We start from the raw sequence: 23,528 nt of genomic DNA, 5'->3' as shown, positions 1-23,528 counted from the left end.
TGCTGGCGCCGGGGCCCCTCGGCCAGGGCGAAACGGCAGAACTGTCGAGGCCGACTGTCGCGCCATGCCAGGCAGCGGCCGCCGCTCTCGCCGACTCCCACCCGGCGCGCCTACCCCTGCCGGGGCCGTCCTCGTCACGCGTCCGAGCGCAGCTGGTCCAGCTCGCTTCCGATCGCCTCGCGCAGTCGGTCGTGCTGCGGGCCGAGCGCGTGCTTCTCGTCGCTCCAACTGGTGCGGGGATAGAGCCACACGGGCCTGTGCACCAGGTCGGACGGCTCCCATGCGAAGCGCGGCCACACGTGCGCGTGCAGGAAGCCGTCGGTGTTGCCCAGGATCTCCAGATTGACGCGGCGGAAGGCTCCGTCCAGTCGGCGGCAGGCCCGTTCGACCGCTTCTCCCAGTTGGTCCATGTCGGACAAGAACGCCAGCCGCTTGTCCCGGGGCAGGTCCGACAGCCGCTCCACCGCCGGGTCGTCCGCCAGGAGCACCGAGTACCCCGGCAGGAACTGCACGTCGCCGATCACCGCGAACCCGGCGTCCAAGCGCCGTAGCACCGAGGGGTTTTCACCCCGCAGCGCAGTTCCGATCCGGTCCTTCCGCCAGTCACCGGTCATGGCCGGAACCTACCCACACGTGATCGCGCTGCCCTCCGAGGCGCGCCGGTGGTACATCGACGCCGCCTGGACCGAGCCGCCCGTCGCGGTCCGGCCGAAACCGCGCCCGCCCCGCACAGGACCGCGACCTTGCTGACAACGCCCCTCAATCCGCACCTGTAGGTGTCAGATGGAGATGCAAAAGGCCCCCCACCATGATCGGCGGGGGGGCCTTTGTGCTGGTGGGCGCGGACGGTTTCGAACCGCCGACATCTGCTTTGTAAGAGCAGCGCTCTACCCCTGAGCTACGCACCCGTGAATGAGTGGACAGCCTACATGGCGGGCACACCCCCCACGCAAACCCGTTCCCGTGGGGGAGAATGGACCGGGGCATGGCGGACACGTACGGGAGAGGGACTGTGACGACGGCATCCCGGCGGTGGTTCGGTGGGCGGGACGAGAGTCGGCGGGCGGATGCGCAGGCGGCGAAGGATGCTGCCGCCGCCGCGTTCTACGAGCTGGACACGGCCCAGCGGGATCTGCGGATCTCGATCGAGACGATCGCCGCGGCGGACGGGTCTCCCGCCGCGCGGCAGGTGACCGAGGGGTTCGCCGCGCTGGGGCAGCGGATCGACCAGGTGAGCCATGTCTACATCGAGGCGGTGGACGCGCACGACCTGGACCGGGCCGAGTTGGAGGCTTCGGTCGCCACGCGCGCCCGGGAGCAGCTGACCCGGGCGCGGGACGAGCTGGTGCGGGTCCAGGGCGAGCTGGAGCGCTTCGCGCAGGGGTTGCAGCCGCTGCTGGACAAGGCGGAGACGCAGCTCGCGCGGGTGGCGCCGGCCCGGGAGCGGGCCAAGGCCGCGCTGATCGGGGCCAGTGACGCGCTGGATGCCGTACGGGCGAAGGGGATGCGGGCCGATGATCTGGCGGCCCGGCTGGCGGCGCTCGGTCCGGAGCTGACCAAGCTGAATCAGGGCGCGGCCCAGCACGGGGTCCAGGAGACGGTGCAGCGCGCCGACCGGATCCTGCGGGATGCGGAGGCCGTACGGGTCGAGGCGGCGCGGCTGCCCGAGCGGGCGGCGGAGATCGACCGGCGGCTGGTGAGTCTGCGGACGCGCGCGCAGGCGTTGCGCAACCGGGCGGACCGGGTGGATCCGGTGCTCAGTGAGCTGCGCCGGCGGTTCAGTGCCGCGTGCTGGCAGGACCTTCAGCATGTCCCGGACCAGGCGGTACGGGACGTGGCGCGGGCCGAGGAGCAGCTGCGGGAGGCCGGCCTGGCCCGGGACGAGCAGCGTTGGGCCGATGTGGGGGCACTGATCGAGGCGGTCCGCGGCTCGCTGGAGGCGACGGACGAGGCGGTGTCGGCGGCGCAGGACCGGCTGACGCGGCTGGAGGCGGTGGCGCGGGATCCGCAGGCGGAGGTGGACCGGACCCGCTTCGCGATCCGGGACGCGCAGCGGCTGGCGATGGCGGGGCGCAGTGTGCCCGATCCGCGGCACGCGCGGCCGCTGGACGATGCGGTGGCCCGGGTGGGGCGCGCGCTGGAGGCGCTGGAGGGCCGCCACCCGGATTACTGGGCGTTCCTGCTCGAGATGGAGGACGTACGGGGTGCCGTGAACCGGGTGGTGAGCGGGATCCGGGCGGAGCGCGGGCACGGTTAGGCGCTCGCTCAGGATGGCCCCGTTTGTTTCGTGGCGTCCGGCGGCGGATGCTGGGAGGTGCCGGGAACGGACCAGAGGAGGGCACCATGGCTGCCCACACCTTCCACAAGCCCCGTACGACAGCGGCCGAGGAGCCGGGGCCGTATGTGGCCCACGCCGCGTACGGGTGCACCGAGCCGCATGAGCACTACGCGCCCTACGTGGCCCACGAGCCCGATCCCGATGCTCCGCCCGAGCCACGCCTGTCCGACACGGTGTCCCGGCGCATGGAGCGCGCCCTGCATCCGGTCAACGCGCGGCTCGACGATCACCTGCCGACCGACCACAAGCTCAGCCAGGTGTACCGGATCGGGGCGGGTCTGACGGGCGTGCTGCTGGTGGCCTTCGGGATCCTGGGGCTGATCGACCAGATCGGCTTCTTCGACACCGGCGGGGACACGGTCCTCGCGCTCAACACCAACGGGGCGCTGAGCGTCCTGTCGATCTGCATCGGCGCGCTGCTGATCTTCGGGATGGTGGTGGGCGGCACCTTCGCCTCGACCCTGAACATCGTGCTGGGCGTGCTGTTCATCGCGAGCGGGTTCGTGAATCTGGCGCTGCTGGACACGGGGCTGAACTTCCTGGCCTTCCGGATCCAGAACGTGCTGTTCAGCTTTGTCGTCGGCGTGATGCTGATGTGGTTCGGGATGTACGGGCGGGTGGGCAGCGCCCTGCCGCACGACAATCCGTACTGGCGGGCCCGCCACCCCGAGCTGGCGGCCCGGGAGGACCGGGTGCGGCGTGCTCAGGGACACGGGCGGACCCCCGTGATGCACGGCCGCTGTCCGTAGCCGAGGAGGAGACGGCTGCCGCGCGGTACGCGCGGTGCGCGCCGTACGTAGCGCACGGGCGCCGGGCGCGCTTAGCCTGTGCGCATGCCTCGATACGAATTCCGCTGCCGGACCTGCGACGACACCTTTGAGGTCAGTCGGCCCATGGCCGAGTCCTCCACCCCCGCCGACTGCCCGGCGGGCCACGCCGACACCGTGAAGCTGCTGTCCGCCGTGGCCGTGGGCGGCACGGGCGGCGGCGCCCCCGCGCCCGCGATGGGCGGCGGGGGCGGCTGCTGCGGCGGGGGCGGCTGCGGCTGAGCCGGGCCCGAGCCGGGGCCCGAGCGGGCGCCGGGCCCCGGCGGGCGGTCAGCGCTTGCGCGAGAGGGTCAGGCCGTCCGAGATCGCGAGGAGGACGGAGTCCATGCGCGGGTCCGCCGAGACGTGGTCGTTGAAGGCGCGGACGCCGGCCGCCGAGCCGGTGGCCGACTCGTCGAGAACCGTGCCGTGGTACAGGGTGTTGTCGGTGACGATCAGGCCGCCCGGACGCAGCCTCGGCACGAGTTCCTCCCAGTAGGCGATCTGGCTCTCCTTGTCCGCGTCCACGTAGGCCATGTCGATGTGCGGTTCGGTCGGCATGGCGCGCAGGGTCTCCAGCGCCGGTGCGATGCGCAGTTCGATGCGGTCCGCGACGCCCGCCTCCTCCCAGGCCCGGCGGCCGTACCGCGTCCACTCCTCGGAGACGTCGCAGGCGATGAGGCGGCCGTCTGCGGGCAGCGCCTGGGCCATCGACAGGGCGGAGAAGCCGGTGAAGGTGCCGACCTCGACGATGTGGCGGGCGCCGGTGAGGCGGACCAGGAAGGCCAGCAGCGGCCCCTGCTCCTCGGCGGACTGCATCCCGGCCACGTCCGGGAACTTCGTGCAGGTCGTCGCCACCAGCCCCCGCTGGACCGGGTCCAGCGGGGGATTGTGGTCGAGCATGTACCGGTAGAGCTCGTCCGTGATCTTGGTGCTGTTGCCCTTGGTCATGCGTCCAGTCTGCCGAGTCGGGCGGCTTCCAGGGCGAATGCGCGCATGATTTCCTCGCCCGCCAGGACGCCTGCCGTGGCCAGTGCGGTCACCGTCGGCGCCGTCCAGGCAGCGTCGGCCAGTTCGCCGTGGCCCGGACGCCAGCCCGCGTCCGCCGCCAGCAGCAGGTCCGCGTCGAGCAGCGAGTCGCCGGCCGCGAGGGTCGTGGTGGCGCCGGTGCGGCGGGCGACCTCGTGCATGGCGGCGCTCTTGGTGAGCGGGCGCGGGACGGCGTAGATCTTCCGGCCCTGGAGGGAGACCGCCCAGCCGCGTGCGTCGGCCCACTCCGACAGGGCCTTCAGCCACTCGTCGGGGACCAGCGCGCGCTCGACGACGAGGTACGCGAAGAGGTCCTCGGCCAGGCGCGCCTTGCGCAGCCACGCCGGGTCGGCCGTGGACAGCAGGTGCTGGTGCACCTCCTCCAGGGGGGCGCACTCCTCGGCCAGGCGCGCGGCGACCTGCCGCCGCCAGTCCCGGTCCGCCACGCCGTCGACGAGCAGCTGCCCGCCGTTGGCGCAGATGGCGTACGGGGCCGGGCGGCCGGGGAAGCGGATGCGCTGGTACTGCTTGCGGGTGCGGGTGGTGGTGGGGACGAAGACCACCGAAGGGTCGGCCGTCAGCTCCGCCAGCAGTCCCGCCGCCGTCTCCGTCATGTAGGACAGCGGCTTGCTCTCGTGGACCTCGACGCACAGCAGCCGCGGGGCCACCGGGTCGGGCATGGTCAGACCGAGGGCGGCCGCCGAGTAGATGAGCGTACGGTCGAGATCACTGGCTACGAGGACAGTCACTTCGAGGCCACAGCCTTTCCGTCGGCGCCGGTGGCGCCGCGCGTGAATCGGGGGTGGATGAGTCCTACGCACGTGTAGGGCAGTCCGTCGACCTCTTCCACCGGGACGCCGCGCTGCTCGGCGAGCAGCCGTACGTGGTCCAGGTCGGCCCCGGCGCCGCGCTGCGCCAGGATCTTCCACGGGACCCGGCGCAGCAGGACGCGGGTGGTCTCGCCGACGCCGGGCTTGACGAGGTTCACGTCGTGGATGCCGTACTCCTCGCTGATCCGCTCGACGGCCGCCCAGCCCTCCCAGGTGGGGGTGCGGTCGGCGGCGACGACTTCCTTGACCTCTTCGTCGACGGCGTCGGCCACCGCGTCGAAGTGGGCGGCGACGGCGTCGACGAACTCGACGGATACGTCGGCTCCGGCGAGCTCGCGGTAGAACTTCGCGCCGTGGAAGTCGGCGGGACCGACGAGGTCGGACCTCAGAACCGTACGCGAGATGAGACCGGAGACGGTGGAATTGAGGCAGGCGGAGGGGATCAGGAAGTCCTCGCGGGTGCCGTAGGTCTCCACGCAGGAGCCGGGGTCGGCGAGGACGACGATCTCCGGGTTGAAGCCCTCGAACTCGCCGAGGGCCACCTTCAGCTCGCGGGTGATGGCGCCCTTGCCGGTCCAGCCGTCGACGAAGACGACATCGGCCGGGTCGTGGTGGGCGGCCAGCCAGCGCAGGGCGTTGGCGTCGATGCCGCGGCCGCGGACGATGGAGACGGCGTAGTGCGGCAGGTCCAGGCCGTGGCGGGCGTGGGCCCAGCGGCGCATCAGCACGCCGACGGGGGTGCCGGCGCGGGCCAGGGAGACCAGGACCGGGGACGGGGAGCGTTCGGCGAGGACGGTCTCGGTGACCGTGCCGACGGCCCGGGCCACGCGGGCGGCGGAGGCTTCCAGCGCGCTGCGGTACAGCTCCTGGTACTGGGGGGACGGCTGGTACTCGACGGGCAGGGACTCGGCGTAGTGCGCGCCGCCGGCCTGTATCGCCTCCTCGCGCTCCTCCGTGGGTGCTTCCAGTTCGACGCCGGAGAGGTCCTGGAGCAGCCAGCCGACGTCCTCGGCGGCGTACGAGGAGAAGGCGGGGCCGCGCAGCGGCTCGCTCAGGGTCGGCTCGGTCGGCTCGCTCATGTTCGGCTTCGGCTCCCGCCGGTCGGGTACGTAGGACGGGACGACGGCCAGGACGACGCGGCCGGTGTGCGGGGCGAGGGCCGCCAGCAGTCCCGTGTGCAGCTCGGGGGTGTCACCGGCGGAGTCCACGACGGCGACGACGGCGTCGAAGCCGGCGCCGTCCGCGGCGCGGACGTTGTAGGCGTAGCGGTCGCCGGGACCGTCGGCCGGGGCGTCGTGGGCCGGGAAGACCAGCCGGGTGCGGATGGCGTAGCCGGGGTCGTCGACGGCGAGGACGGGCGAGCGGGTGGTCGTCGAGAAGCGGACCTCGCGGGCCGCCCCCGCCGCCTCCAAGGCCTTGGCGAGGCGCAGCGGCGCGTACATCAGCTCCTCGTTGCCGAGTACGAGGACCCTCCCCGGGGCGGCTTCGCCGAGCGCGGCGGCGATCCGGCCGGCCAGGGCGGGCAGGGCCGCCTCCAGCCGGGCGCGGTGCGCGGCGGTGAAGCCGTGCCGGCCGCCGTCGGGAACCCCCTGCGGCCAGTCCTCGGCGAGGTCCAGGCGGATCGGCGGCCGCGGGTCGCCCGCCGGGGCGGCGCGGCCGGGGCTCGTCGGCGATCCGGCCGCGGCCTGCTCCTCGTACTCCTCGACCAGGGCCCGGCCCTTGGCCAGGACGCCGTCGGGGAGGGAGACGGTGCCCGTGGCGAGGGCGATCAGGTCCACGCGGGCGCCCAGCTCGGCGGCGAAGGCGGTGAGCCGGTCGCGGTCGGCGGCGGAGCGCATGTCGACGAGGGCGACGACCACGTAGTGGGAGCGGGGGTGGCGGGCGTGCAGGTCGCGGATGGTGTTCAGGACCGTGTTGCCGGTGGAGAACTCGTCGTCGACGAGGACCAGGGGCCCGCTGCCGGCGAGCAGCCGCGGGTCCTCGGGCAGCAGCAGGTGCGAGGTGGCGTGCGAGTGCGCCTCCTCGAAGCCGCCGGCGGGCTGCACGCCCGGCACGGGCCGGCGGGTGGAGTGCAGGTAGGGGGCCGGGCCGAGGCCGTCGGCCACGCAGTGGCCGAGGCCGGTGGCGGTCTCGGCGTAGCCGAGGACCACGGCGGCCGCGGCGCCGTCCTCGCCGAGCAGCGCCCGGACGCGTTCGCCGAGCCCGAAGCCGGCCGCGTACACGACCTCCGGGGACTGCGGGACGTGCTTGCCGAGGACCTGCGAGACCAGCAGGTGGGCGCGCTTGGGGTTGCGCCGCAGGGCCAGTCCGAGCAGCTCTGTCAGCCGCGGACCGTCACCGGAGTCCTCCAGGCCCACGCCCAGCCGGTCCGCGACCCAGGTACCCGACCACACCGCTTCGATCGTCTTGCCTTTCCTCGTCATCGTCATTGTCCGTGCCTGCGCCGGTGTCCGCGCGGGCGTGCTCACACCTGGAGTCCGGCCGTGAGCAGGTCGACGAAGCCGACCTCTTCCTTCGCCACACCGAAAACCTCGGCGCGCAGCATGGTGCGCTCGGCCCAGGCCCGGTGGGGCTTCACCTCGTTCATCTTGTTCGTGTAGGCGCTGCGCATCACGCCGCCGCCGCCGCGCTCGGGCCGCAGGATGTCCTGCGCGTCGCAGAACTCCTCGTGCGAGACCACCGACAGCGCGTGCACGGGCGTGACGTGGGCGGGGTGTATGCACGTCTTGCCGAGGAGCCCGTTGGCCCGGTCCAGCTCGATCTCGCGCAGCAGCCCGTCCAGGTCGTGCTCGATCAGGGCGGTGCGCAGTTCCTCCACGCCCTCCTCCAGGAAGGGGCTGCGGCGCAGCTGGGGCTTGAAGAGGCGCTGCTGGCTGCGGAAGTACTCCCAGACGGGGCCGGTCACGGTGAAGCCGGTGCCGTCGGCGCGGCTGAGGACGTTGACGACGTCCGCGATGACGCCCGCCACGATCTGGACGTCGTAGGCGGTCATGTCGGGGGTGCGCCGCAGTCCGTAGGCGGAGCAGAAGTCGGTCACGCCGAGCCGCAGTGCCAGGACCCGCTCGCGGTGGCTGTTGACCGTGCGGGAGATGCCGGCGAGGGCCTCCGCCCGGGTTTCGAGGTGGAGGAGGTCCGGGGTCTCCAGGACGGGCATGGCATACAGGCGGGACACCCCGGCGACGGCCTCCGCCTCGGCCACGGCTTCGAGGAAGGCAATACCGCGCTTCTCGTCGAACTTCGGGAGTACGAATCCGGCCAGGCACCGCACGGAGCCGCCGAGCCTGCGGACCAGGTCGGGTATCTGTTCGGCAGTGCGGACGCGGATGAAGAGCAGCGGGAGCTCCCCGCTGTCGGCGTCGAGCTCGGCGAAGTGCCGGACGAGATTCTCCTCGGCGTCGGCGACATCGCCGTCGCTGATGGAATCCTCCAGGCAAAGGACCATGGAGACGACCCCGCGGCCGGCCTGCTTGCGGATGTCCGCGGCGAGCGTGGGGCGGGTGGCGGGGCTGTAGAGCGTGGCTCCCAGCGCCGCCGCGAGGACACGGGAGGGTGAGGCTCCGGTGAATTCCGCCGGTTCCTGGTGGAAGAGGTCCTTACGGACGGTGGGCGTTATGTGCCCAAAGTGACGCATGTGCTTCCCCCGTACTGCCTCGGCGGCCCAACTGGCATGGCCGGTAATAGTACGTACGAACGTGAGTCAAGAGTTCCTCAAGCACATGAAGTTCAGGTAACCCTCTTGCACCATGCCCAGCTCTCGCGTTCGGGACAAGGCCCTACGGGGGGCCGCATTGTCCCTGTCCACCCCGGGAGGGCAGGATGACAGGCATGACGCACGCGATGCAGAAGGGCTCGAACATCCCGGTGGCCGCCGTGGCGGTCCGGGCGGTGCTGCGCTGGACCGGCGGCCCCGAGGTGCCGGACGTGGACGCCTCGGCGCTGCTCGTCGGCCCGGACGGCCGGGTGCGTTCGGACGAGGACTTCGTCTTCTACAACCAGCCCCGCCACCCCTCGGGCGCCGTCTGGCGGCTCGGCAAGAAGCAGATCGGCGACGCGATCACCGACGCGGTCCAGGCGGACCTGCGCACGGTGACCCCGGCCGTGGACCGGATCCTGGTGGTGGCCTCCGCCGAGGACGTCCCCTTCGAGCGGGTCCACGACCTGCGGATCCTCCTCTACGACGCCTCCGCGACCGGCAGCTCCGAACCGCTGGCCTACTTCGACGTACGGCCCGAGACGGGCGCCGAGACGGCGCTGATCTGCGGGGAGCTGTACCGGCGGGGCGAGGGGTGGAAGTTCCGGGCGCTCGGCGAGGGCTACTCCGACGGGCTGGTGGGTCTGGCGACCGACCACGGGATCTCGGTCGACGAGAACGCCGGCGAACCGGACGCGGCCGCCGCGGCCGGTCCCGCCTCCGGACCCGGCTCGGAGCAGACCGCGATGATGGCCCCGCCCACGCAGGCCCCGCCGCCCATCCAGCCCGCCTACGGGTACCCGCAGCCGGTGTCCCCGGCCCCGGTCCCGGGTCCGGGCGGTGACCCGTCCTTCCGGCTGCCGGTGCAGGGTCCCCAGTTCATCCGCCGCTGACGCCTCTGGCGCCGCCGACCCGGCCGGGCCTGTGCGCCCGGTCGGCTCCGGCGGATCGGCCGACCCCGGGTGCCCGGCCGGCCCCGGTCAGGCCTTGGTGCTCTTGTAGCCGCGCCCCCACTGGAGCCCCCAGCCGTACAGCCGGTCGAGCTCGGCCTGGAACCCGTACACGAACTTCACCTCGCGCCGCACGACCAGTTCGCCCTTGACCTTCTCCAGGGAGACGACCGCGCAGGAGCGGGCCTGCGGGTGCCGCTCGTCCAGCGGGATCTCGATCCGCGGCCCCGTGACCGGGTAGAGGGTGACCATGGCGTGCGTCCGGTCGAAGGCCGGGGTCTGGTCGTAGATGTAGACGAAGACCAGCAGCCGCTTGATCTCGTCGGCGTGGTCGAGGTTGACGTAGAGGGTCTCCCCCGAGGCCGAACCGAACCGGTCGTCGCCGCTGAGCTTCACGTACGGCGGGTCGTTGAGGTCGCCCAGCAGGTTCCCCAGCGGCTGCACGGCGCCGCGGGTGCCGTCCGTCAGCTCGTACAGGCAGCCCATGTCCAGGTCGACGTTGACCATGCCCTGGGTGTGCGCCTGCACCATGTCCGGCTTGAACAGCTTGAACGGGTGCCGGAACAGCTGGCCGCTCTGGCCGGAGCGCCCGCCTATGTCCGACGTGCGCATGCGCCAGGACAGATTGACGCGCAGATTGCCGTGGACGGCCCCCTGCTTGGTGAGCGACACCGTCGATTGCCGCTTGGTCAGCTCGATCGCGTTCGACGAGGCACTGCCCGACTGGAACTGCACGGCCCGGCTGCCCATGATGCCGTCGAAGAAGCCCATCCCCTACCCCCCTGGTCCCCTGGATCCCCTGATGGCCCTGAGCCTACGGAAGCGGGGCGGCCCGCCGGGTCCGTGAACCCGGTGGACCGCCCCGCAAGGGAGCGTTCCGCATTACCGCCGCGGTCATGCCTCGGCGGTGGAACCCTCCAGTTCCAGGCGCTTGTTGCGGCGCACGGAGGACCAGAAGGACCATCCGATGAGCAGCACGCCGACGAGACCGGTGATGATCTCGTTGATCTCGTACTGGATGGTGATGAGCAGGATCGCGGCGAGCGCGCCGATGGCGTAGTGCGCGCCGTGCTCCAGGTACACGTAGTCGTCGAGGGTGCCCTGGCGGACCAGGTAGACCGTCAGCGAACGGACGTACATGGCACCGATACCGAGGCCGAGGGCCATCAGCACGATGTCGTTGGTGATGGCGAAGGCGCCGATGACCCCGTCGAAGGAGAAGGAGGCGTCGAGGACTTCGAGGTAGAGGAACATGAAGAAGGCGGCCTTGCCGGCCATGGCCACGGCCGAGACGGGCTTGCCGCTCTTCTTGGCCTCTTCCTCGGCCTCGTGCTCGGCCTCCTCCTCTTCCTCGAGCTTGTTCTCGAAGTAGCCGGAGAGGCCGCCGACGATCATGTAGGTGATCAGGCCGAGGACACCGGAGATCAGGACGGTCTGCGCCTTGTCCACATGGACGCCACCGTGCTGGTGGGCGTTGGCACCGACCGTCATCGAGGCGATGACCAGGACGATCAGCGCGATGCAGGCGGACAGCATGTCGATCTTGCCAAGCTTGGCGAGCGGGCGCTCCAGCCAGGCGAGCCACTTGATGTCACGGTCCTCGAAGATGAAGTCGAGGAAGATCATCAGCAGGAACATGCCACCGAAGGCGGCGATGGACGGGTGAGCGTCCGTCACCAACTGCTCGTACATGTCCTTGTCGGAGAGCGCCAGGTCGACGGCCTCGATGGGCCCGATCTTGGCGCTGATCGCGACGATCAGGACGGGGAAGACCAGTCGCATACCGAAGACCGCGATCAGCACGCCGATGGTGAGGAAGATCTTCTGCCAGAAGGCATTCATCTTCTTCAGGATTCCGGCGTTGACCACCGCGTTGTCGAAAGACAGCGAGATCTCGAGGACCGACAGGATCGCGACGATACCGAAGGCCTGCCACCCCCCGTAGAACACCGCTGCGACCAGACCGAGCGCAGTGATTGCGAACGACCAGCCGAAGGTTTTGAGAACCACTGGCACCCCATCGTCTTGTACGGCTTTACGAAACGTTGACCCCGAAGTCTAGAGCGATGCCTCGGAGCCCCGACGCGTACCCCTGCCCCACCGCACGGAACTTCCATTCGCCGCCGTACCGGTAGACCTCGCCGAAGATCATCGCGGTCTCGCTGGAGGCGTCCTCGGAGAGGTCGTAGCGGGCCAGCTCCTGGCCGTCGGCCTGGTTCACCACGCGGATGAAGGCATTGCTCACCTGGCCGAAGCTCTGCCGGCGGGCGTCCGCGTCATGGATGGAGACCGGAAAGACGATCTTGTCCACCGTCTGCGGAACCTTGGTGAGGTCGATGATGATCGACTCGTCGTCGCCTTCACCCTCGCCCGTGAGGTTGTCCCCCGTGTGTTCGACGGAGCCGTCGGGGCTCGTCAGGTTGTTGTAGAAGACGAAGTACTCGTCCCCCAGCACCCGGCCGCTGTTGCACAGCAGCGCGCTGGCGTCGAGGTCGAAGTCGGCCCCCGTGGTCGAGCGCGCGTCCCATCCGAGACCGATCAGCACCCTGGTCAGGTTCGGTGCGGCCTTGGAGAGGGAGACATTGCCCCCCTTGGCGAGTGTGACGCCCATGTTGTGGTCCTCCCCGGACGACGGTGTGGCGGTTCGGCGGTGTGCCGGTGTAGCGGTGTGACGGGTGGTGCGGTGGTGCGGTGGTGCGGTGTGACGGGTGGTGCGGTCCAACGGTGGTGCGGTGCGCCGCCCGCGGTGGCGTGCGCGGGTAAAGCCGGTCCGGCGCCGTACACACAGTGCACGGCGCCGGACGGACGGACTGCTCTCGGACTCAGACGTTGACGCCGAAGTCCTGCGCGATGCCGCGCAGGCCCGATGCGTAGCCCTGGCCGATGGCGCGGAACTTCCACTCGGCGCCGTTGCGGTACAGCTCGCCGAAGACCATGGCGGTCTCGGTCGAGGCGTCCTCGGAGAGGTCGTACCGCGCGAGCTCGGTGTTGTCGGCCTGGTTCACGACGCGGATGTACGCGTTGCGGACCTGGCCGAAGCTCTGCTGGCGGCTCTCGGCCTCGTAGATCGAGACCGGGAAGACGATCTTGGCAACGTCGGCCGGGACGCCGGCCAGGTTGACCTTGATCGCCTCGTCGTCGCCCTCGCCCTCACCGGTGGTGTTGTCACCGGTGTGCTCCACCGAGCCGTCGGGGCTCTTCAGGTTGTTGAAGAAGACGAAGTTCGCGTCGCTGGTGACCTTGCCCTGGTCGCTCGTCAGGATCGCGCTGGCGTCGAGGTCGAAGTCGACACCGGTGGTGGTGCGAGCATCCCAGCCCAGACCGACGATGACCGCCGTCAGGTTAGGCGCGGCCTTGGTCAGCGAGACGTTGCCGCCCTTGCTGAGGCTGACTCCCACAGGTCCTCCATTGGGTTCTGTATGTGTGGGGCGGTGCCCCGTCGTGCACGGGCCCTCCCGGTCGTGACCGGGGGAGCTACCGGATCAACGTTTCGATCCTAGTGACGGGTTCCCGCCTGTAAGCGGTTTTCGCAGGGAAAATGCGTGTACGGCCCGCGTCGGCGCCCTCAGAGACTGTCGAGTGCCTTGATGTACTCGTTCAGGTCGCGCGCGTCGGGCAGTCCGTTGACGACAGTCCAGCGCACGATGCCGTCCTTGTCGATGATGAAGGTGCCGCGGACCGCGCATCCCTTGTCCTCGTCGAAGACCCCGTAGGCGCGGGAGGTCTCGCCGTGCGGCCAGAAGTCGGACAGCAGCGGGTACTCCAGACCCTCCTGCTCCCCGAAGACGCGCAGGGTGGGCGCGGAGTCGTTGGAGACCGCGAGGAGCTGCACGTCGTCGTTCTGGAAGCGCGGGAGCTGGTCGCGCAGCTCGCACAGCTCGCCGGTGCAGACGCCGGTGAAGGCGAAGGGGTAGAAGAGCAGCACGACCGCCTTCTCGCCCCGGAAGTCGGAGAGCCGCACGGCCTTGCCGTGGTTGTCCTTGAGCTCGAAGTCCGGCGCCTTGTCGCCGACCACGATCGCCATCTCTCGCATCCCTTCGTTCCCGCATCCCCGCGTTGGGCTGATCGGGTGAGTCACAGACTAGGTCCTGCCCCGAGCCCCGGTAGGGCCCGGGCGCGGAACGCGCACACCCCGCCGACCGGGGTCACCTGGTCGGCGGGGTGCGGTTGCGTGTCCGCTCGGCTGCGGATGCGGCTCAGCGCTTGGCCTTGGCCGCCTTCGGCGTCACCAGCTTGGTGGACGTCCACTCCTTGCCGACGGGCAGCCCCTTGGCGAGGGAGAGGCCGGCCGTTTCGGCGGCTTCGCTGATGTCGCTGGCCTCGACGTAGCCGTCACGGCCCGTCTTGGGGGTCAGCAGCAGGATCAGTGCGCCGTCCTCGACCAGCTCGGTCGCGTCGACCAGGGCGTCCGTCAGGTCGCCGTCCTCGTCGCGGAACCACAACAGCACCGCGTCGGCGACGTCGTCGTAGTCCTCGTCGGCGAGCTCGCTGACGTACTTCTCGACAGCGTCACGGAATTCCTGATCGACGTCGTCGTCGAAGCCGATCTCCTGGACCACCTGTTCGGACTGGAAACCCAGCCGGGCGGCCAGGCTCTCCGCGTGGTCCGCGGTCGCGCTCACGGGGTGCCTCCTGCTCATGTTCGGTGAATGTCTTCTGGCGGCGCGCGTACGCGCAGCATTGGGCGTAGTCCACACGGGCGCGGCGGATCGCGCAAGTACCCGGCCGTCGAGACCGTCGAAACGGTGACGATTGCGGCCGTCTCGCCGCAACTTTCAGCCTTCCCGTGTGCACCTCTCGTGATTCATCCCACACCATTCCAGCTCATTCGGCATCATCGTCGACGCTTGATGCCTTTCTTACCTGTTTGAGGGACGAACGGTCCGACCGAGTCGGCGCCCGGCTTGGGCGTAAGGTTGCGGTTTGGTCGGACTCGCGACGGATCTCCGCCGATTCTCCCCCACCCGGTTCCACCGGGTTCCCTGCGGTTTCCAGGGATTACCCGTTGGTAAAGATGAAGATTTCGGCCCAGCGTAAGAGCATGGGAGGCGGCGAACCCAAGGCACGACTCCCCCGACAGCGAAGGAACAGCGTGGCTTCCGCATCCGATCGCAATCCGATCATCATTGGCGGCCTGCCGAGTCAGGTCCCGGACTTCGATCCGGAGGAGACGCAGGAGTGGCTCGACTCCCTCGACGCCGCGGTCGACGAGCGGGGCCGTGAGCGCGCCCGCTACCTGATGCTGCGGCTGATCGAGCGGGCCCGCGAGAAGCGCGTGGCCGTGCCCGAGATGCGCAGCACGGACTACGTCAACACGATCGCCACCCGGGACGAGCCCTTCTTCCCCGGCAACGAGGAGATCGAGCGCAAGGTTCTCAACGCCACCCGGTGGAACGCGGCCGTCATGGTCTCGCGCGCCCAGCGTCCCGGTATCGGCGTCGGCGGCCACATCGCCACGTTCGCCTCGTCCGCCTCCCTCTACGACGTGGGCTTCAACCACTTCTTCCGGGGCAAGGACGAGGGCGACGGCGGCGACCAGATCTTCTTCCAGGGCCACGCCTCCCCCGGTATCTACGCCCGCGCCTACCTGCTGGACCGGCTCTCCGAGCAGCAGCTCGACTCGTTCCGCCAGGAGAAGTCGAAGGCCCCGTACGGCCTTTCGAGTTACCCGCACCCGCGTCTGATGCCGGACTTCTGGGAGTTCCCGACCGTCTCGATGGGCCTCGGTCCGCTCGGTGCGATCTACCAGGCGCGGATGAACCGGTACATGGAGGCGCGCGGTATCGCGGACACCTCCAAGTCCCACGTCTGGGCGTATCTCGGCGACGGCGAGATGGACGAGCCGGAGTCGCTCGGCCAGCTGTCGATCGCCGCGCGCGAGGGCCTGGACAACCTGACCTTCGTCGTCAACTGCAACCTGCAGCGCCTCGACGGCCCGGTGCGCGGCAACGGCAAGATCATCCAGGAGCTGGAGTCGATCTTCCGGGGTGCCGGCTGGAACGTCATCAAGCTGATCTGGGACCGCTCCTGGGACCCGCTGCTGGCCCAGGACCGCGACGGCATCCTGGTCAACAAGATGAACTCCACCCCCGACGGGCAGTTCCAGACGTACGCCACCGAGTCGGGCGCGTACATCCGCGAGCACTTCTTCGGCGGCGACCAGCGGCTGCGCGCGATGGTCGAGAACATGTCCGACCAGCAGATCCAGCACCTGGGCCGCGGCGGTCACGACCACAAGAAGGTCTACGCGGCCTACGCGGCGGCCAAGGCCCACAAGGGCCAGCCGACGGTGATCCTGGCCCAGACGGTCAAGGGCTGGACCCTCGGTCCGAACTTCGAGGGCCGCAACGCCACGCACCAGATGAAGAAGCTGACGGTCGACGACCTCAAGCGCTTCCGCGACCGCCTGCACATCCCGATCACGGACGCGCAGCTGGAGGGCGGGGCTCCGCCGTACTACCACCCGGGCCCCGACTCCCCCGAGATCCAGTACATGCACGACCAGCGCAGTGCGCTGGGCGGGTACGTGCCGACCCGTGTGGTGCGCGCGAAGCCGCTGCAGCTGCCGGGCGACACGACGTACGCGGCCGCGAAGAAGGGTTCCGGGCAGCAGTCGATCGCCACGACCATGGCCTTCGTCCGCATCCTGAAGGACCTGATGCGGGACAAGGAGATCGGCAAGCGCTTCGTGCTGATCGCGCCCGACGAGTACCGCACCTTCGGTATGGACGCCTTCTTCCCGAGCGCCAAGATCTACAACCCGCTGGGCCAGCAGTACGAGGCGGTCGACCGCGACCTGCTGCTCGCGTACAAGGAGTCCCCGACCGGCCAGATGCTGCACGACGGCATCTCGGAGGCGGGCTGCACGGCCTCGCTGATCGCCGCGGGTTCGGCGTACGCGACGCACGGCGAGCCGCTGATCCCGGTCTACGTCTTCTACTCGATGTTCGGGTTCCAGCGCACGGGTGACCAGTTCTGGCAGATGGCCGACCAGCTGGCGCGCGGTTTCGTCCTCGGTGCGACCGCCGGGCGGACCACCCTCACGGGTGAGGGCCTCCAGCACGCGGACGGTCACTCCCAGCTGCTCGCCTCGACGAACCCGGGCTGCGTGGCGTACGACCCGGCCTACGGCTACGAGATCGCGCACATCGTCAAGGACGGTCTGCGGCGGATGTACGGCCCGGAGGCTGAGGACGTCTTCTACTACCTGACCGTCTACAACGAGCCGATCCAGCATCCGGCCGAGCCGGCGGACGTCGACGTGGACGGCATCCTCCATGGCGTCCACCGGGTGTCGCAGGGCACCGAGGGCACGATCGGGGCGCAGCTGATGGCCTCGGGCGTGGCGGTGCCGTGGGCGCTGGAGGCGCAGCGGATCCTGGCCGCCGACTGGGGCGTGCGGGCGGACGTCTGGTCGGCGACCTCCTGGAACGAGCTGCGCCGCGAGGCCGTCGAGGTGGAGAAGCACAACCTGCTCCACCCGGAGGAGGAGCAGCGCGTCCCGTACGTGACGCGGAAGCTGTCGGGTGCGGAGGGGCCGTTCGTGGCGGTCTCGGACTGGATGCGCTCGGTTCCGGACCAGATCTCGCGGTGGGTGCCCGGCGCGTACACCTCGCTGGGTGCGGACGGCTTCGGCTTCGCGGACACCCGCGGTGCGGCGCGGCGCTTCTTCCACATCGACGCGCAGTCGGTGGTCCTGGCGACGCTCACCGAGCTGGCCAAGGCGGGGAAGATCGACCGCTCGCTGCTGAAGCAGGCGATCGACCGGTACCAGCTGCTGGACGTGGCGGCGGCGGACCCGGGCGCGGCGGGCGGCGACGCGTAGCGCCTTCGGCGGCTCGGCGAGCGGGTCCCGGCTTCGGCCGGGGCCCGCTCGTCTTTATGCGTTGCCTACGATGCTCCGCATGAAGGAACCCTCCCGCCGGCTGCAGTGGGAGCGGCGGAGCCAGACTCCGCTGCTCCTGCTCGCCCTGGCTTTCGCCGTGGCGTACGCCGTGCCCATCGTCGCCCCCGACGCGCATGCGGACGTGCACCGGACCTGCACCTACGTGGAGTGGGTGGTGTGGGGTGCCTTCGCCGTCGACTACCTGATCCGGCTGGCGCTCTCGGTGGACCGCAGGCACTTCGTGCGGACCCACTGGCTGGACCTGGCCGCCGTGGTACTGCCGCTGGTGCAGCCGCTGCGGCTGCTGCGGCTGATCGCCACCTTGATGCTGGTGGGCCGGCGGGCCCGGATGGCTCCGCAGATCCGGCTGACGACGTACGTGGCCGGGGCCGTCGTGGGCCTGCTGATGTTCGGCTCGCTGGCGGTGCTCAGCGTGGAGCGGGACGCCCCCGAGGGGAACATCAAGAACCTGGGCGACGCCGTGTGGTGGTCCTTCACCACGATGACGACGGTCGGGTACGGGGACCACTCGCCCACCACCGGCCTGGGCCGGGTCCTGGCCGTCGGTCTGATGCTGTCCGGGATCGCCCTGCTCGGTGTGGTGACAGCGAACATCGCCGCGTGGTTCATCTCCCGCTTCGAGCGCGACGACCGGGCGGACGTGCTCCAGCTGGCGGCGATCCGGGAGCTGCAGGAGGAGGTACGGGCGCTGCGCGGCGAGGTCGCCCGGCTGGGCGGCGCGGCGGCCGGGACGGCCGCGGCCGACCCGCCGAGCGCCCCGGCGCAGCGGGAAGCTACCGCTCCCACACCTTGAACGCCCTCACCTGGTAGGGCGACTGGGGCAGCCAGACGCCGTCGCCCGGGTAGGTCTGGAACTCGCCCGTCTCCGCGCACTCGGCCGACTGGTAGGTGGTCACCGGGCGGCCGGTGCGGTTGCTGAGGGACTGGGCGCTGGTCCCGGCCGGCAGCGCGGTACAGCTGTTGATGTCCAGGTTGCTCAGTTCGTGCGTCTGCCGGGCTCCCTTGAACTCCGGTTTCGCCCACAGGCACAGCTGCCCGGTGGCGCAGGCTGCGAGGGTCGGCGGGCCCGCGGCGTGCGCCGTGGCGGCCGTACTCGGGATGAGGACGGTCAGGGCCAGGGCGGTCGCGGCCAGGGTGGTCGTGGTGGTGGCGCGGGTGCTTCGACACGTACGCATGACGGGTCAACTCCTTGTGGACGGAGGGCACCCGGACCGTTTCCGGAGCTCCGCGGACACCACGCTGACCTGCGGTGACGGCTCGACGGAAGAGCCCTTGGGTGGTTCCACCCGGATAGGCGACAGCCTCGCCGGAACCGTCCGACGGGGCTGTCGTACGTACGGAGTTGACGCCTCCGGGAGCGGCCTGGAGCGGCCGGGCCGGGCGGCGGCGGCCCCGGCCGGGCTGCGGGCCCGGCGGGCGGCCGACCCGAACGTGTCACGCGCTCGCCCCGGTCCGGCACCGGTAATCTGACCGCCCACTCGGCGTCAGGAAGGAGCCCCCGCGGTGGTGATCGACGAGCGGTCGGCCGCGGCCGCCCCGGTGGTCGCGCCGGTGGCCGGGCTGCGCGAACGCAAGAAGCGGCGCACCCGGGACGCGCTGCTGCGCGCCTCGCTGCTGCTGTTCCTCTCCCAGGGGTACGAGCGCACCACCGTCGACGAGATCACCGACGCCGTGCACGTGTCCCAGCGCACCTTCTTCCGCTACTTCGCCAACAAGGAGGAGGTCGTCTTCGCCCTCCAGGAGCTGGTCGAGTCGCGGTTCGTCGCCGAGCTGCGGGCCCGGCCGGCCGCCGAGCGGCCCTTCGAGGCCCTGCGGGGCGCGGCGCTCGCCGCCTGGGACGGCGTCGAGGCGACCTTGTCCGAGGTGGTTCCGGTCGATCTCTACATGCGCGGCTACCGGCTGATCGAGTCCACTCCGGCGCTGCTCGCCGTGCACCTGCGGCGCTCCACCGAGCTGGAGGACCGGCTCGCCCGGCTGATCGGCGCCCGCGAGGGCCTGGACGTGGAAGCCGATCCCCGACCGCGGGTCGCCGTCGCCGCGTTCTGCGGAGTGATGCGCGTCACGGGACGGCTCTGGGGGCAGGGTGAGGACACCAGCGTGGAGTCGATCCGAAAGCTGACGGAGACGTACCTCGACGGGATCGGACCGGCGCTGACCTCGGCGTGGCGCGAGCCCGCGTAGCCGGGCCGGCCGCGGCGTGCGGTCGGCGGGCCCGTCCGGGGGTCCCCCGGACGGGCCTCACGGGGTCCCACGGTCGGCCGTGAGTCCGGTCACCCGGCAGGCCCGTGCCGCAATTCGTCTCATAGGCTGGTCACAGTGAACGTGCCCGGCCTTGCCCACCCCACCGCCCTCGGCGCCGACCCGCGCCCTGCCGCCCTGCGTGCCCTGCTCGCGCTGGCGGTGGTCTTCATCATGCTGGCGACGACCGGCTGGACGGCCGTGCACCGGCCGGAGGGGGGCACTCCGCTGCGGGTCGCCGCCCTCGGGGCCTGGGCCAAGGCCCGGATCGACGGCCGCCCGGTGCCGCCGTCGAACGCCCCCGCGCGGACCGTGGCCCGTTTCTTCGCCGGCCTCGACGGCGCACAGCGCGCCAGACTCGCCGACGGCTACCCCCTCGTCGTCGGCAATCTCGACGGGGTCCCCGCGGTCGTTCGCTACCAGGCCAACCTGACGGGGCTGGAGCAGGCCCGCCGGGTCGAGGAGGCCCGCGGCCGCGATGTCGCGCTGACCCCGGCCGACCGGGCCACCGCCATCCGGCGCTCGCACCGTTTCGCCTCGCTCGCCGACCCGGGACGGCAGATCCTGGCCTTCGACCCGACCGGCGGCGGCCGCGTGGCGGAGGTCTTCGGCGACCTCGCCCGGGCCGAGCGGGTCTCGGTGATCGTCCCCGGCGTCGACACCGACGTACTCACCTTCGAGCGCACCCAGCGCCGTCTGACCTCGCCCGTCGGTATGGCCGAGTCCCTCTACGAGGCCCAGCGCACGGCCGAACCGGACCGCCGGACGGCGGTGATCGCCTGGGCCGGCTACACCGCCCCCACCGGCGTCGGCGTGGACGCCGCCACGGGCCGCATGGCCGTCGACGGCGCCGTCCTGCTGAAGGACCTCACCACCACCCTGCCCGGGGACTCCAGCGTGGCGCTGTTCTGCCACAGCTACGGATCGGTGGTCTGCGGGGTGGCCGCGCACGAGCTGCCGCGCCGGGTGACCGACGTGGTGGTGGCGGGCAGCCCCGGGATGCGCGCGGAGAACGTGACCGGGCTGCACACCTCGGCGCGCGTCTGGGCGACCCGCGACGAGGGCGACTGGATCGCGGACGTACCGCACCTGGAGGTCGGCGGGCTGGGCCACGGCGCCGACCCGGTGTCCCCGGCGTTCGGCGCGCGGCTGCTGTCCTCGGCCCGGGCCAAGAGCCACACCGGCTATTTCTCGCCAGGGACGGACTCGATGGACAACTTCGCCAGGATCGGAACCGGCGCGTTCGCTTCCGTTGTCTGCGCGACCGGGAACGATGCCTGCCGGCGCGGGATTTCCGGGACAGAGCAGGACTGACGCGCGTAGAGGCGCGAAGAACGGGCCCGGCAACCGGGGGGACGCGCGGGGGCGCCGCCCTTTACGATGTGCCGCATGGGTGACGTACTGGCCGGAAATCATGCCGTCTGGGAGTTCGACTCGGACTCGGTGCTCATCCGCTTCACACGGGGGATCAGAACGCCGAGGCTGCTCCACGCCATGGGCTCGCGCAGGATCCCCCTCGAAGCGGTGTCCGCCGTGTCCGTGACCGAGACCGACGGCAAGCGCGACGCGGTGGTGCTGCGTGTCCTCCCGCGGCCCGGCGCGGATCCGCTGATGGAGGCGGCCGGGGGGCAGCTGAAGGAGACCTGCGATCCGTACCGGCTGGTCCTGCCGGGCGAGCGGGCGCCGCTGGCCGCCGAATTCGCCGACGCGCTGCGGTCCCGGCTGGGGCCGGACGCCGACGAGCCGTGCGAGCGCTTCCTCGTCGACGTGCCGCAGCCGCCGGTGCACCTGAAGGCGCACGACGCCCGGGTGGCCTTCGACGGCTCGGCGATCACCTTCCACTGGTCCCGTACGGGCGCCACCGGCACCAAGTGGAAGGCGGGCGACCAGCGCTACCCGCTGGCCGCCGTCACCGGCGTCGAGTGGTGTTCCCCCGAGGGCCCCGGCGGCCACCTGCGGCTGCTGCTGCGGGACACCGCCGCCGACCCCCGCCCGGACCACGACCTGTCGTCGGCCGTGTTCGGCACCGGCTACGGGGCGGTCCACGAGTCGCTGCCGTTCGCCGCGGCCGTCCTGGCCGCCCTGCGCAGCCGTACCCCGGTCGCCGCCGCGGCGCGGTCCCGCTCCGGCGACGACCGGCTGCGGCACCTGAGCGAGCTGCACGCGGCGGGGCTGCTCACGGACGCGGAGTACGCGGCGCTGCGGGACCGGTTCGCCGCCGAGTCGCTGTAGCCGCCGACTCGCCGTACTCGAGGCACTTGCCGTACTCGAGGCACTTGCCGTACTCGCCCCGGGGCCACACCTCGACGCTCGGGCTCAGGCCTCCCGGGCCGCCGAGGTGGAGCTCATGTCCGGGTAGCGGTCCCCGGCGACCTGCCCGGCGATCGGCTCCAGCAGGTCCAGCTCGGCCCGCGTGAGGGTGATCCGGGTGGCCGCCGTGTTCTCGAGCAGCCGGGCCGGCTTGCGGGTGCCCGGGATCGGGACCACGGTCAGCCCGTGCACCTTCGCCCGCTGCTGCACCCACGCCAGGGCGATCTGCGCCGGGGTCGCACCGCGCTCCGCGGCGATCTCCCGGACCGGGACCAGCAGCTCCGCGTTGGCCTTCGCGTTGTCGCCGTTGAACCGCGGCTGATAGCGGCGGAAGTCGTTCTTCGACAGCTCCGCCGATGCGTCGGCGAAGGACCCGGTCAGGAAGCCCCGGCCGAGCGGGGAGTACGCCGCGACGGCCACGCCCAGCTCCGCCGCCGCGCCCACCGCGCTGCGCTCCACGTCGCGGCTGAACAGCGACCACTCCGACTGCAGCGCCGCGATCGGGTGCACGGCGTGCGCCTCGCGCAGTTCCGCCCCCGTGACCTCGCTGAGGCCGAGGTGGCGGACCTTGCCCTCCCGCACCAGCTCCGCCATGGCGCCGACGGACTCGCCGAACGGCACGGCGGGGTCGCGCCGGTGCATGTAGTACAGGTCGATGACGTCCACGCCGAGGCGGCGCAGGCTGGCCTCCACTGCCGTGCGGACGTAGGCCCGGTCGTTGCGGATGCCCCGGTACTGCGGGTCGTCGGTGCGCTCTATCGCGAACTTCGTCGCCAGCGTGATCTCGTCCCGGTGCGCGGCCACGAAGGGCGCCAGGAACTCCTCGTTGCGTCCCCGCCCGTAGACGTCGGCGGTGTCGAAGAGGGTGACCCCTGCGGCCAGCGCGGCCTCCAGGGTCTGCCGGGCTGCCGCTTCGTCGGTGTCCCCGTAGAACTCGCTCATGCCCATACAGCCGAGCCCCTGGACGCCGACCAGCGGGCCGCCCTTGCCGAGCTCGACCTGTTCGAGAGTGGTGCCGTGTTCCGTCATGGCTGTGCCTTCCCCGGTCCCGTTTTCATGGCATACATGTCGATCTTGTAATCCAGTACGGCGAGCGCGTCCGTGAGCTCGGTGATGCGCGAGCGCACCTCGCGGCGCGTGTGTTCCAGCAGCTCCCGGCGCTCCTCGACCGTGTGGGCGCCCTCGCGGACCAGTTCGGCGTACCGAACCATGTCCGCCACCGACATCCCCGTGGCCCGCAGCTTGCCGACGAAGGCCAGCCAGTCGAGGTCCTTGTCGGTGAAGCGCCGCTGTCCCGAGTGGGAGCGGTCCACGTGCGGCATCAGGCCGATCCGCTCGTACCAGCGCAGGGTGTGCTGGGTCAGACCGGTCCGGGCCTCGACCTCGCTGATCGTGTACCGCGTCTGCGTCAGGCTCTGGCTCATGACTCC

At 71.1% G+C, this 23,528-nt stretch carries 23 protein-coding genes and 1 tRNA gene; 9 read left to right on the top strand and 15 right to left on the bottom strand.

The annotated features are described in order from the left end of the window. Positions 1-134: 134 nt before the first annotated feature. Complete coding sequence (locus tag ACIQZO_RS00260; RefSeq protein ID WP_403617798.1) at positions 135-614, bottom strand: HIT family protein; 480 nt, start codon at positions 612-614, stop codon at positions 135-137. A 219-nt stretch (positions 615-833) separates the two neighbouring features. After that, positions 834-908, bottom strand: a tRNA-Val gene (locus ACIQZO_RS00255). Between the two features lie 65 nt (positions 909-973). Here ACIQZO_RS00255 and ACIQZO_RS00250 point away from each other — a divergent pair. The 3 genes from ACIQZO_RS00250 to ACIQZO_RS00240 all read left to right on the top strand — a co-directional run bounded on the left by ACIQZO_RS00250 (position 974) and on the right by ACIQZO_RS00240 (position 3,387). Continuing rightward, positions 974-2,257 carry a hypothetical protein gene (locus ACIQZO_RS00250; protein ID WP_403617796.1) on the top strand — a complete coding sequence of 428 codons (1,284 nt, stop codon included), beginning with the start codon at positions 974-976 and terminating at the stop codon, positions 2,255-2,257. A gap of 266 nt (positions 2,258-2,523) precedes the next feature. Beyond that, positions 2,524-3,087, top strand: coding sequence for a DUF4383 domain-containing protein (locus ACIQZO_RS00245; protein WP_403619140.1), 564 nt, complete (start codon positions 2,524-2,526; stop codon positions 3,085-3,087). A gap of 84 nt (positions 3,088-3,171) precedes the next feature. Continuing rightward, positions 3,172-3,387 (top strand): zinc ribbon domain-containing protein, encoded by a 216-nt coding sequence (locus ACIQZO_RS00240; protein ID WP_403617794.1) that lies wholly within the window; start codon positions 3,172-3,174, stop codon positions 3,385-3,387. A gap of 48 nt (positions 3,388-3,435) precedes the next feature. Here the strand turns inward: ACIQZO_RS00240 and ACIQZO_RS00235 are convergent, their stop codons facing one another. The 4 genes from ACIQZO_RS00235 to ACIQZO_RS00220 are packed head-to-tail and all read right to left on the bottom strand — an operon-like array spanning position 3,436 to position 8,634. After that, complete coding sequence (locus ACIQZO_RS00235; RefSeq protein WP_403617792.1) at positions 3,436-4,095, bottom strand: O-methyltransferase; 660 nt, start codon at positions 4,093-4,095, stop codon at positions 3,436-3,438. Beyond that, entirely contained in the window at positions 4,092-4,922 is an 831-nt protein-coding gene (locus ACIQZO_RS00230) for an HAD family hydrolase (protein WP_403617790.1), read from the bottom strand. The genes ACIQZO_RS00235 and ACIQZO_RS00230 overlap by 4 nt, the downstream gene beginning before the upstream one ends. Beyond that, a complete protein-coding gene (locus ACIQZO_RS00225) occupies positions 4,919-7,426 on the bottom strand; it encodes a phosphoribosyltransferase (RefSeq protein WP_403617788.1) in 2,508 nt (835 codons plus the stop codon). Before ACIQZO_RS00225 ends, ACIQZO_RS00230 begins: the two co-directional genes overlap by 4 nt. A 41-nt stretch (positions 7,427-7,467) precedes the next feature. Then, positions 7,468-8,634 carry an HpcH/HpaI aldolase/citrate lyase family protein gene (locus ACIQZO_RS00220; protein WP_403617786.1) on the bottom strand — a complete coding sequence of 389 codons (1,167 nt, stop codon included), beginning with the start codon at positions 8,632-8,634 and terminating at the stop codon, positions 7,468-7,470. A gap of 194 nt (positions 8,635-8,828) precedes the next feature. On the opposite strand from ACIQZO_RS00220, the gene ACIQZO_RS00215 reads away from it, so the two are divergent. Continuing rightward, the gene (locus ACIQZO_RS00215; RefSeq protein ID WP_403617784.1) at positions 8,829-9,587 is read left to right on the top strand and encodes a TerD family protein; all 759 of its coding nucleotides are present in this window, start codon (positions 8,829-8,831) and stop codon (positions 9,585-9,587) included. Between the two features lie 87 nt (positions 9,588-9,674). Here ACIQZO_RS00215 and ACIQZO_RS00210 read toward each other — a convergent pair whose 3' ends face one another. From ACIQZO_RS00210 to ACIQZO_RS00185, 6 genes are all read right to left on the bottom strand, one after another. After that, entirely contained in the window at positions 9,675-10,415 is a 741-nt protein-coding gene (locus ACIQZO_RS00210) for a Tellurium resistance (protein ID WP_403617782.1), read from the bottom strand. 123 nt (positions 10,416-10,538) lie between these two features. Further along, positions 10,539-11,654 (bottom strand): DUF475 domain-containing protein, encoded by a 1,116-nt coding sequence (locus tag ACIQZO_RS00205; RefSeq protein ID WP_403617780.1) that lies wholly within the window; start codon positions 11,652-11,654, stop codon positions 10,539-10,541. A gap of 25 nt (positions 11,655-11,679) precedes the next feature. Continuing rightward, the gene (locus ACIQZO_RS00200) at positions 11,680-12,255 is read right to left on the bottom strand and encodes a TerD family protein (RefSeq protein ID WP_403617778.1); all 576 of its coding nucleotides are present in this window, start codon (positions 12,253-12,255) and stop codon (positions 11,680-11,682) included. A gap of 211 nt (positions 12,256-12,466) precedes the next feature. Further along, positions 12,467-13,042 carry a TerD family protein gene (locus tag ACIQZO_RS00195; RefSeq protein WP_030009302.1) on the bottom strand — a complete coding sequence of 192 codons (576 nt, stop codon included), beginning with the start codon at positions 13,040-13,042 and terminating at the stop codon, positions 12,467-12,469. Positions 13,043-13,209: 167 nt separating this feature from the next. Further along, complete coding sequence (locus ACIQZO_RS00190; RefSeq protein ID WP_403617776.1) at positions 13,210-13,668, bottom strand: peroxiredoxin; 459 nt, start codon at positions 13,666-13,668, stop codon at positions 13,210-13,212. A gap of 172 nt (positions 13,669-13,840) precedes the next feature. Continuing rightward, positions 13,841-14,266: a DUF3052 domain-containing protein gene (locus ACIQZO_RS00185; protein ID WP_403617774.1), complete on the bottom strand. Its 426-nt coding sequence runs from the start codon at positions 14,264-14,266 to the stop codon at positions 13,841-13,843. Positions 14,267-14,736: 470 nt separating this feature from the next. Between ACIQZO_RS00185 and aceE the strand changes: the two genes are divergently transcribed. Together aceE and ACIQZO_RS00175 are read left to right on the top strand one after the other, a co-directional pair. Next, positions 14,737-17,469: a pyruvate dehydrogenase (acetyl-transferring), homodimeric type gene (aceE, locus tag ACIQZO_RS00180; RefSeq protein ID WP_403617772.1), complete on the top strand. Its 2,733-nt coding sequence runs from the start codon at positions 14,737-14,739 to the stop codon at positions 17,467-17,469. 79 nt (positions 17,470-17,548) lie between these two features. Next, complete coding sequence (locus ACIQZO_RS00175) at positions 17,549-18,343, top strand: potassium channel family protein (protein WP_403617770.1); 795 nt, start codon at positions 17,549-17,551, stop codon at positions 18,341-18,343. On the opposite strand, the gene ACIQZO_RS00170 is transcribed toward ACIQZO_RS00175, so the two are convergent. Continuing rightward, positions 18,324-18,725 carry a peptidase inhibitor family I36 protein gene (locus tag ACIQZO_RS00170; RefSeq protein ID WP_403617768.1) on the bottom strand — a complete coding sequence of 134 codons (402 nt, stop codon included), beginning with the start codon at positions 18,723-18,725 and terminating at the stop codon, positions 18,324-18,326. The two genes, ACIQZO_RS00175 and ACIQZO_RS00170, sit on opposite strands and share 20 nt — an antisense overlap. A gap of 328 nt (positions 18,726-19,053) precedes the next feature. Between ACIQZO_RS00170 and ACIQZO_RS00165 the strand changes: the two genes are divergently transcribed. The 3 genes from ACIQZO_RS00165 to ACIQZO_RS00155 all read left to right on the top strand — a co-directional run bounded on the left by ACIQZO_RS00165 (position 19,054) and on the right by ACIQZO_RS00155 (position 22,020). Continuing rightward, a complete protein-coding gene (locus ACIQZO_RS00165; RefSeq protein WP_403617766.1) occupies positions 19,054-19,731 on the top strand; it encodes a TetR/AcrR family transcriptional regulator in 678 nt (225 codons plus the stop codon). Positions 19,732-19,950: 219 nt separating this feature from the next. Next, positions 19,951-21,102: an alpha/beta hydrolase gene (locus ACIQZO_RS00160; protein WP_403619137.1), complete on the top strand. Its 1,152-nt coding sequence runs from the start codon at positions 19,951-19,953 to the stop codon at positions 21,100-21,102. A gap of 75 nt (positions 21,103-21,177) precedes the next feature. Further along, a complete protein-coding gene (locus ACIQZO_RS00155; RefSeq protein ID WP_403617764.1) occupies positions 21,178-22,020 on the top strand; it encodes a DUF4429 domain-containing protein in 843 nt (280 codons plus the stop codon). Between the two features lie 84 nt (positions 22,021-22,104). Here ACIQZO_RS00155 and ACIQZO_RS00150 read toward each other — a convergent pair whose 3' ends face one another. Both ACIQZO_RS00150 and ACIQZO_RS00145 read right to left on the bottom strand, forming a co-directional pair. Beyond that, a complete protein-coding gene (locus tag ACIQZO_RS00150) occupies positions 22,105-23,127 on the bottom strand; it encodes an aldo/keto reductase (protein WP_403617762.1) in 1,023 nt (340 codons plus the stop codon). Then, positions 23,124-23,522 carry a MerR family transcriptional regulator gene (locus tag ACIQZO_RS00145; RefSeq protein ID WP_403617760.1) on the bottom strand — a complete coding sequence of 133 codons (399 nt, stop codon included), beginning with the start codon at positions 23,520-23,522 and terminating at the stop codon, positions 23,124-23,126. Before ACIQZO_RS00145 ends, ACIQZO_RS00150 begins: the two co-directional genes overlap by 4 nt. Between the last annotated feature and the right edge of the window lie 6 nt (positions 23,523-23,528).

Source organism: Streptomyces sp. NPDC097617 (genome assembly GCF_044761485.1).
GTDB lineage: Bacteria > Actinomycetota > Actinomycetes > Streptomycetales > Streptomycetaceae > Streptomyces.
The sequence above is the reverse complement of the archived record's forward strand: the minus strand, read 5'-3'. Positions and strand labels throughout refer to the sequence as shown.

Bases quoted from the DNA above. Each gene is read 5' to 3' on its own strand.
- ACIQZO_RS00260 (WP_403617798.1), bottom strand. From the start codon at position 614: ATGACCGGTGACTGGCGGAAGGACCGGATCGGAACTGCGCTGCGGGGT.
- ACIQZO_RS00250 (WP_403617796.1), top strand. From the start codon at position 974: ATGGACCGGGGCATGGCGGACACGTACGGGAGAGGGACTGTGACGACG.
- ACIQZO_RS00245 (WP_403619140.1), top strand. From the start codon at position 2,524: ATGGAGCGCGCCCTGCATCCGGTCAACGCGCGGCTCGACGATCACCTG.
- ACIQZO_RS00240 (WP_403617794.1), top strand. From the start codon at position 3,172: ATGCCTCGATACGAATTCCGCTGCCGGACCTGCGACGACACCTTTGAG.
- ACIQZO_RS00235 (WP_403617792.1), bottom strand. From the start codon at position 4,095: ATGACCAAGGGCAACAGCACCAAGATCACGGACGAGCTCTACCGGTAC.
- ACIQZO_RS00225 (WP_403617788.1), bottom strand. From the start codon at position 7,426: ATGACGAGGAAAGGCAAGACGATCGAAGCGGTGTGGTCGGGTACCTGG.
- ACIQZO_RS00220 (WP_403617786.1), bottom strand. From the start codon at position 8,634: ATGCGTCACTTTGGGCACATAACGCCCACCGTCCGTAAGGACCTCTTC.
- ACIQZO_RS00215 (WP_403617784.1), top strand. From the start codon at position 8,829: ATGACGCACGCGATGCAGAAGGGCTCGAACATCCCGGTGGCCGCCGTG.
- ACIQZO_RS00210 (WP_403617782.1), bottom strand. From the start codon at position 10,415: ATGGGCTTCTTCGACGGCATCATGGGCAGCCGGGCCGTGCAGTTCCAG.
- ACIQZO_RS00200 (WP_403617778.1), bottom strand. From the start codon at position 12,255: ATGGGCGTCACACTCGCCAAGGGGGGCAATGTCTCCCTCTCCAAGGCC.
- ACIQZO_RS00190 (WP_403617776.1), bottom strand. From the start codon at position 13,668: ATGGCGATCGTGGTCGGCGACAAGGCGCCGGACTTCGAGCTCAAGGAC.
- ACIQZO_RS00175 (WP_403617770.1), top strand. From the start codon at position 17,549: ATGAAGGAACCCTCCCGCCGGCTGCAGTGGGAGCGGCGGAGCCAGACT.
- ACIQZO_RS00170 (WP_403617768.1), bottom strand. From the start codon at position 18,725: ATGCGTACGTGTCGAAGCACCCGCGCCACCACCACGACCACCCTGGCC.
- ACIQZO_RS00155 (WP_403617764.1), top strand. From the start codon at position 21,178: ATGGGTGACGTACTGGCCGGAAATCATGCCGTCTGGGAGTTCGACTCG.
- ACIQZO_RS00150 (WP_403617762.1), bottom strand. From the start codon at position 23,127: ATGACGGAACACGGCACCACTCTCGAACAGGTCGAGCTCGGCAAGGGC.
- ACIQZO_RS00145 (WP_403617760.1), bottom strand. From the start codon at position 23,522: ATGAGCCAGAGCCTGACGCAGACGCGGTACACGATCAGCGAGGTCGAG.